The 5,473-nt window shown below is 33.5% G+C and carries 8 protein-coding genes; all 8 read right to left on the reverse strand.

Annotation, left to right across the window (positions count from 1 at the left end; genetic code table 11):
- Positions 1–74: 74 nt before the first annotated feature.
- Positions 75–782, reverse strand: a complete 708-nt coding sequence (locus HMPREF2794_RS17185) for a hypothetical protein (protein WP_070752026.1) — start codon at positions 780–782, stop codon at positions 75–77.
- A 68-nt stretch (positions 783–850) separates the two neighbouring features.
- The gene (locus HMPREF2794_RS17190) at positions 851–1,414 is read right to left on the reverse strand and encodes a hypothetical protein (RefSeq protein WP_004295267.1); all 564 of its coding nucleotides are present in this window, start codon (positions 1,412–1,414) and stop codon (positions 851–853) included.
- 74 nt (positions 1,415–1,488) lie between these two features.
- Positions 1,489–1,830, reverse strand: coding sequence for a hypothetical protein (locus HMPREF2794_RS17195; RefSeq protein WP_004295473.1), 342 nt, complete (start codon positions 1,828–1,830; stop codon positions 1,489–1,491).
- A gap of 69 nt (positions 1,831–1,899) precedes the next feature.
- Positions 1,900–2,793, reverse strand: a complete 894-nt coding sequence (locus HMPREF2794_RS17200; protein WP_004319190.1) for an immunity 22 family protein — start codon at positions 2,791–2,793, stop codon at positions 1,900–1,902.
- 58 nt (positions 2,794–2,851) lie between these two features.
- Entirely contained in the window at positions 2,852–3,463 is a 612-nt protein-coding gene (locus tag HMPREF2794_RS17205) for a hypothetical protein (RefSeq protein WP_041926317.1), read from the reverse strand.
- A 65-nt stretch (positions 3,464–3,528) separates the two neighbouring features.
- Positions 3,529–3,954 carry a hypothetical protein gene (locus HMPREF2794_RS17210; protein ID WP_005681360.1) on the reverse strand — a complete coding sequence of 142 codons (426 nt, stop codon included), beginning with the start codon at positions 3,952–3,954 and terminating at the stop codon, positions 3,529–3,531.
- 74 nt (positions 3,955–4,028) lie between these two features.
- Positions 4,029–4,778 carry a DUF4241 domain-containing protein gene (locus HMPREF2794_RS17215; protein ID WP_004327342.1) on the reverse strand — a complete coding sequence of 250 codons (750 nt, stop codon included), beginning with the start codon at positions 4,776–4,778 and terminating at the stop codon, positions 4,029–4,031.
- A gap of 82 nt (positions 4,779–4,860) precedes the next feature.
- Positions 4,861–5,415: an imm11 family protein gene (locus HMPREF2794_RS17220; RefSeq protein WP_070752028.1), complete on the reverse strand. Its 555-nt coding sequence runs from the start codon at positions 5,413–5,415 to the stop codon at positions 4,861–4,863.
- Positions 5,416–5,473: the final 58 nt, after the last annotated feature.

Raw genomic sequence — 5,473 nt, forward strand, 5'->3', positions numbered from 1 at the left:
TTCATTTTTATTTCGTTTTTGACCGCAACTAATGGTTGGTAGATAACCGACCTTTGGGGCGGTTGAGCCGCTTGTTAGACACCTTTATTCATTAATAATTTATAGAAATACTCTATGCTTTCTGTGTTATTCCCATATTTCCTCTTTTTTTCAAGTAACGAATTGTACTTATTTTCAACTTCTTCAACTCGCCCCATTTGCTTTAATAGGAACAGTCCTTGATATTCTGTATTGTTTATAATCCAGTTTATATCTTCTGTTTTCTTGAAAAATTTCAAAGACAGATTTATGCTGGTCAAACATTGCTCTTGCCATGTGGGACTTCCTTCTTTTTCCAAAATGTTATTCAAATCCTTCAAATCTTCAAAATAAGGGGGTGACCAGAGGCGAAATCTGGCATTGAAACTTTCCAGCGATTCATTTTCCTCTTTAAGTTCTCTCCAATCCCCAAGTCCGCATAAAGTTACATACTTTTGTTTCAATACCATTTTTATACATTCATCCCGAAAATTATCTTCAAAATTCCGGTATCCAAAGATTAAGGTTTCTCTGTATAAAACATCAAAATCTTTTAATAGCACTTTATTTTGAACAATAAGCTCGATTGACATAAGAAAACAGCCGTATTTCTTCCTGAAAGTTATATGATATTGCTGTTCTGTGTTTCCATCAGATAGCTTTCGTACAAAGCGACCACCTCGTACATATCGAAAACCATGTGTAACGAAAGGTTTTTCCAACACATTCACTATTTGATTCAATATTTCTTTTTTATCAACCATATAATTTTATTTAGAGGTGTCTAATGTTTGGTGGCTAACTAACCTTTATAGGAATGTTCAGCCGCTTGTTATAATAAGTTTCCAATATCAAAGCCTAATTCTTTTAATACATTTGTTTGTTCTTTTTGGTATTCCAAAGTTCCACTATGGATAAAATCTTTATTTACAATATAGCTATTGGGGAAATCCTTGTAATACCTCATTAGAAAGTCTGGTATAATTTCATAAGTATTAAAACAAAATAAAATCTTACCGGATTTTACTAATCTAATAAACTCCTCTTTACTTTCACATTGATAAAGGTTCCCATCTTCATGAAAAACTCTACATTGATCAAGAAATAATTTCATGTTGAAATTAGCAAAATTAGCTAAATATTGAGGGCGTTGCCACCGTGCAATATCTGTACAGTTTGGAGATGATACGACTTTTTCCCATATACCTCGTTTTATAGGAAAAGAGTTACAGCTAAAATAGAGACGATAATGGGTTTGAGCAAATGTCTCTTCATTCAGTTCGCCTTCTAATGATGAAAAAACGCCATAACAGTCGTTTGTCAAAAGTCTTACATAATACAATTCACCACTTCGACCATTAATTTTATAAATTGCCCCCAACTCATATTTTGCCATAATGCTTTGATTTTTATTTATTATAATGTCCGGCAGATAAACCGCCTTCAATGTTTCATCTGTTTGTTAGCAACCTATTTTCTATCAATCTTTTGTAAAAGTTGATTGTAATACTTCTCTAACATTTTGATGTTATTTTTTCTGTCAATTTTTCCACTTTCATTATCTGTGTATGCAAACCACTTAAATAGCAATTCAACAAAAATATGTTTACCAATTTCTGTTAAAGAACTTTCCTTGATAATTGAAGGCATGATTAGGTTTCCTTCATTATCACATGGATTATCACACAAAAGCCCCTTTCCGTATGCGTAGTTTAATAAGTTCTGACAACAGACTTTCGCGTAGTCTTTATCTCTCTGACGGATTTGAGCTTCTATAAGTCCGTCAACATCAAAAATTATTTGGTCACTCATATTCTTTTTAGTTTGTAATGTCCAGTGGATAATCGACCTTTAAGGGAAATTATCCGTTTGTTAGTCGCTTTATTCTGCAATATAAGTTTCCAAATATTGAATACCGTTGTAACTGTCTAATTCATCCACAAATTTTTTAGGTGTTTCATATGAATCATAATTTTTCTTCTTAATAAAGATTTTCTGATTCCTTTTGTTGTCCTTGAAACCATTGGGTATATAGCACACAATACAATTTGATGGCTTTATGTGGTATTCATCAATATCGGACTCAATATACCAGTCAAGGACAAGTTTGTTATCAATCATCATTCTAACAAGATTAAAAGGATTTTCGGGTTCATCCTTAATTTCCACAGTTAGAAATTCTGGATAGTAATACTTTATATTAATGTCTTTACAGAACTGACAGCGATGTTCCGGATTTGGGCGTTTCTTTGTACGACTTTCTTTGTAATCTCGTATTTCTTTCATGTATTCATCTTGATTGAAATACTCCATAAATTCTTCCCGACTTTTATCGGTTGTGCCAATCCAAATCATATATTCTAATCCAGCATTAGACCCTTGTACACCTTCAGGCGACAGTTCAAACTCAAACGTACCAAGATAAGTCATGGTTGTGGCATTCTCTGCCTTCTTAGGAGATATACCCTCACGACAATTATAGCAGATAACAGCATTTGCCATTGTAATATTTTTATCAGCCATCGACAGACTTATCTTTTGGGTATCAGCAGGAATAAGGTTAAGTAATCCTGCCAAGCCGTCAGATGTGAATTTCATAATAAGAAAATCCTCATCATAGTTCATTACACCAAGCTCCTTACAGAACTGGCAACGAAGTTCCTTATTGTCTTCATCATAATCTTTCCACCATTGACGGAAAGCCGATTGATCCATATATTTCTCAACGTCAGCTTCGGAATCGAATTGACCGACCCATATCATTATCTTACTCATTTTCTTTTTTTATTTTTCAAGCGACTAATGTTCGGCGGATAATCTCTCTTACGGAGATTTATCCATTTGTTACCGATGTGCCATTTATTTCTATTTCTTTAAATTTTAAAAACTCATTTGCCTTATACAAATGAAGTAATTGCATTTTCATATTTTCATTGACAATGTTTTTATAAAAACCGTATTTATTCCACCCTTTTAAAAAGAACCCATCTACAGATGAAGGTATTTTAGACATATCTAACACAAGTGTACTCATGCATTCAAATTCTTCTCGTTTGGAATGAATATTGTCAACACAATCAATTACTTCATTAAAAATAATTGCCATATAATCAAGTGGGAAATCTCCATGTACTGAAACCCTTTTTAAAGAAATTCCTTTTATGGAGGACAATTCGTTTATATTCAATATATCTTCTCTGACAAGAAACAAATGGCTGACTTCAGCAAATTCTGGCATTCTTATTTGCCCAAATCCAGATATACTTTTAGCGATTAGCCCCTTACCTTTGATAAGAGCTTTTATTTGATACCTTTCCGATGAAGATGAATCTATAATTCTTTGAAAATTAATTTCTTTATCTTCATATATAAACTCCCACGAATATGTAATACATTTCTTCCATATTCGATTTTCTCCATTCAAGTATATTTTATACCATTTCATATTGTCATTGTTAATCGGTAATGTTTGGCAGCTAACCGACCTTTAAGGGGAGGTTGAGCCGCTTGTTATTCTTTCAATTTGGATATGGAGTGTAATATTACAGCTCTTCTATTGGTTATACCGGTTTCTTCACATATACAAGCAATTCCATCAGACAATATTATGGCAAAGCCAAAATTCGACTGTATTCCTGCATTTATAGCCTCTGATATATCTGCCCATTTTTGATCCAGCTCAAAAAAACCGATGCAATATCCTTCTTTCTCTTTAGATAATTCACGAAGTCTATCTGTCAAATGGATTAAATCCGTAGAATTATAGACCTCGACAATCTTATTCTCATTTATAATATCCATCATATTATGACAAATTCGACTAATAGCTTTTACTCTTTTTTTGTTTGATGACAGTTCAAAAAAGAAACGGTCTTGATAACCAGACTTAATGAATTGCTTACAAAAAAAATCTTCTATGGTATTTCCTTTATTCATATCCAATTCTTTTGAAGAATAATGGGTTGTAAATAGCAACTGTTAGGGTTGCTTATTTACTTGTTATCCGCACATTAATTCTCTTCATCATTGCCATAGGCTAATTCTATATCAATAAACTGAATTACCAACTGACATATTTCGCCGCCTTCGTCTATGCCCCAATAAACCGGATACGTACCATCTCCGAACCCTGATTGAAAAATGGGAATATGATACTCCGTCCCCGGCACTTGCCAATTTAACCAGTCTCCGCCTGCACGTTGATATTCTGGATGGAGATAATAGTTTTCTTTGAATAATGCAGCAAAATATCCATCATAAGGATTATCATCGGGATTATCTTTGCGCCATTGTTCATCCCAGTCGCAATAAATACGGTGGATAATTTCATCACATACACATCCTAAACCAGCATCTACACAAAATCCAAAGTAATCACCCTCTTCCAATGTTTCAAGGTTTTCATTCCCAACTAATGCTTCATAGAATCGAACAGCCCGCTTTTCATTGAAGCGCAAACGTACTGCGGCATAACGGTCGCAATCCTCGTCGTCAGATTTGATTACACAAATTTCCGTTTCATATTTACCCGCAGGAGCGTTCTGAAAATATGGACGTTCGTTTCTGTTTGGGAGATATACCAATGGATCTCGTACCAAAAGATTTCCACTCGGCAAATCGCAAGAACCGATATTAATCGTCGTTAACGATTTTCCTGCAATTTCTTCTTGCTCAAAATAAGTATTGAGGTCAACAGGGCAGACGGTTTTTTCTTTTACCGATTCCCATTTTTTCATCCAGTTGTTTTCTAATTCTTTCATATTCCTTTTTGATTTTTAGTTGCGGATAATGGTTTGGTGAGGAACAGCGTTTAGCTGTTATCTCGACCTTGTTATCAGTGATTTATTCAGCAATACCTGCACACGTAAATTTTAATCCAGTGATTGAATTTTGCTTCACGAAATCTACAAATTCATCTGTACAATAATAACTGCTATAAAATAGGCTATCCCGAAATATGATATATGAACCTATATTTTCAAGAATAAAATCACAGTTATTATCTCTCATCATCTTTAAGATTTCTTCATTGCTCTTAGAATCTGTATTTATGGCTTTTACCGTATTTAGAACATTTATAAAATAATAGTCTGAAGTGTTACCGCCAACATTAACAGGTAAAGCTTCTATTTGTCCTTTCAGCTTTTCAGCGAGCAATAAAGAAGTTCTTTCGTTTACTATCAGGCAACCGGAAAAATAACAAGATGCATCAAAGTCCTCACTTCGTTTGTCTTTCTTTTTCCTTTTATCTCTGAACAGTTCTAAACTAAACCCTTTCCACCTATTGATAAGAGTTTGACCTTTGAAATTTAAACGGTCTTTATGTAATTCATCATCTTCCTTGAATACAAAGAACTTGTAATTATCAAAGTCTTGTTCAATTTTATATATATTCATAATATTACACTATTTAATTACTGATAATGTTATACTATCAGCCGATTTGGCTGTTATT

The sequence above is a fragment of the Bacteroides sp. HMSC067B03 genome, assembly GCF_001811315.1.
In the GTDB taxonomy this organism is placed as follows: Bacteria; Bacteroidota; Bacteroidia; order Bacteroidales; family Bacteroidaceae; genus Bacteroides; species Bacteroides faecis.